Origin of the sequence: Polaribacter sp., assembly GCF_965656025.1 — a bacterium.
Lineage (GTDB): Bacteria > Bacteroidota > Bacteroidia > Flavobacteriales > Flavobacteriaceae > Polaribacter.
On record NZ_CBFHJT010000133.1, the window covers coordinates 1 to 2,093 of the forward strand.

The window sequence follows — 2,093 nt, forward strand, 5'->3', positions numbered from 1 at the left end:
TTGATGCCAATCTGTATGTGTATTTTCATTTAGTAATGGTAATAAAATTTCTAGACTCACTTTAGCATCACCCAAAACTGCAACATCCGTTTTTACATTTTTATCTACTTCTGCAGGGTCAATTTCAAAGTGAATTACTTTTGCTTGTTTTGCATAGGTGTTTAAACTGCCGGTTACACGATCGTCAAAACGCATCCCAATAGCAATTAAAACATCACACTCATTGGTTAACATATTTGGCGCATAATTCCCATGCATACCCACCATACCAACATTTAATGGATGAGAAGTTGGAATGGCTGAAGCCCCTAAAATGGTCCAAGCTGCAGGGATTCCTGCTTTTTCAACAACTGCTTTTAACTGCGCTTCTGCTTCACTTAAAATTACTCCTTGCCCCCAAACAATTAATGGTTTTTTTGCTGCATTTATTATGCTAGCAGCTTCTTCAACCTTATCTATGTTTGTTTCTGGTATCGGTTTATAACTTCTTATTTGTGTGCATTTTTTATAAGAAAAATCAAATTCATCAAATTGAGCATCCTTAGTAATATCTACTAAAACAGGTCCTGGTCTACCACTTTTTGCAATGTAAAACGCTTTTGCTATTGCCTCTGGAATATCTTTTGCTTTTGTAACTTGTATATTCCATTTTGTAACGGGTGTAGAAATACCTACAATATCGGTTTCTTGAAAAGCATCACTACCTAACAAATGCGACGCAACTTGCCCAGTAATACAAACCATGGGTGTAGAATCTATCTGTGCATCTGCAATACCTGTGATTAAATTGGTAGCTCCTGGACCAGAAGTAGCCATGGCAACTCCTACTTTTCCAGAAATTCTAGCATAACCTTGAGCAGAATGCGTAGCTCCTTGTTCATGGCGCGTTAACACATGATGAATTTTACCCTGATATTTGTACAATTCGTCATAAACAGGCATAATTGCTCCACCTGGATATCCGTATAAAATATCTACTCCTTCTTCAATTAGACATCTCACAATTGCCTCACTACCAGAAATACGCTCTGTAGTTTTGGTAGTTTGCTGTTGTTTATTTATGGTTTGTGTTTCCATATTTTCTTTTTTAGATTAGAGAAGAAAGAAAAGAGAGTAAAGACTTTAGTCTATTTATTTCTATTTTCTTTTCTCTTGTTTCTTTATTCTTTTTACAAATCTGTAACACATCCTTTAGAGGCAGATGCTACCGATTTTGCATATTTGTATAATATCCCTTTTTTGTGTTTTAGTGGTGGTGCCACCCATTTCGATTTTCTTTCTGCTAACTCTTCATCTGAAATTAAAACGTTAATAGAGTTATCTTCTGCACTAATTCTAATTTTATCTCCGGTTTCAATCAGTCCAATTGCTCCCCCAGTTTGCGCCTCTGGTGTAATATGACCTACCACAAAACCGTGAGTTCCTCCAGAAAAACGTCCATCTGTAATTAATGCTACAGATTTTCCTAAACCTGCTCCCATAATTAACGAAGTTGGTTTTAACATTTCTGGCATTCCTGGACCTCCTTTTGGACCAACATATCTAATGACGACTACATCTCCTTTTTCTACTTCTCCGTTAGAAATACCTGTATTTGCTGCTTGTTCACCATCATACACTACTGCTTTCCCTTCAAACAATAAACCTTCGTTTCCAGAAATTTTTGCTACAGCTCCTTCAGTTGCCAAATTCCCATAAATAATTTGAATATTTCCTGAAGATTTTAAGGCTTTATCTTTAGGGTAAATTACGTCTTGATCTTCAAATTCCATCGCTTCTACATCTGCTAAATTCTCTGCCAAGGTTTTACCTGTAACTGTTAAACAATCGCCATGTAAATAACCATTGTCTAACAAATATTTCATAATAGCTGGTGTACCACCAACTCCATGAACATCTTCCATTAAATATTTACCAGAGGGTTTTAAATCTGTAATTAATGGTGTTCTGTCTGAAACACGTTGAAAATCTTCTAATGTAAAATCAATATCAGCAGCATGTGCAATGGCTAAAAAGTGTAATACTGCGTTTGTAGAACCCCCTAAAGCATTAACAATTGCAATTGCATTTTCTAAAGATTTTTTAGAAATAAT

At 35.7% G+C, this 2,093-nt stretch carries 2 protein-coding genes; both read right to left on the minus strand.

Features of this window, described 5'->3' with window-relative positions:
* The coding region (locus ACTG3S_RS14325; protein WP_439130011.1) for a thiamine pyrophosphate-binding protein at positions 1–1,077 on the minus strand (1,077 nt) is incomplete at its 3' end.
* Between the two features lie 92 nt (positions 1,078–1,169).
* Positions 1,170–2,093: dihydroxy-acid dehydratase domain-containing protein (locus ACTG3S_RS14330; RefSeq protein ID WP_439130013.1), on the minus strand; the 924-nt coding region annotated here is incomplete at its 5' end.